This is a genomic window from Rhizobium ecuadorense (genome assembly GCF_001187535.1).
In the GTDB taxonomy this organism is placed as follows: domain Bacteria; phylum Pseudomonadota; class Alphaproteobacteria; order Rhizobiales; family Rhizobiaceae; genus Rhizobium; species Rhizobium ecuadorense.
The window spans coordinates 1-248 of sequence record NZ_LFIO01001797.1; the positions used below are offsets into that span (position 1 = coordinate 1).

Below are 248 nucleotides of genomic sequence, written 5' to 3' on the forward strand. Positions count from 1 at the left end.
TCTTTAGGATCTGCGCGTCATCGAGGCGCAGGCTCTCATAGGTCATGAAGACCTTCAGCGACGGATAGCCGTCGGTCACAAGCGCTGGCAACTCCTGGCCCAGCACGGCGTCGCTCGGGTCGGATATGATCAGATGAAAACTGACGTCGGTATAACACTGGCCCTCTGCGAGCGCATGATAGGCCGTTAGCACCTCTCGCAGCGATTTGCCCTTTTCCTGAAGGCAGAACGGCATGATGGTCGTATTG

Annotated in this window: 1 pseudogene; it reads right to left on the reverse strand. The window is 56.9% G+C overall.

Annotation, left to right across the window (positions count from 1 at the left end):
- Window positions 1-248: pseudogene (locus AF337_RS38485) on the reverse strand (dihydropyrimidinase); the annotation flags it as partial.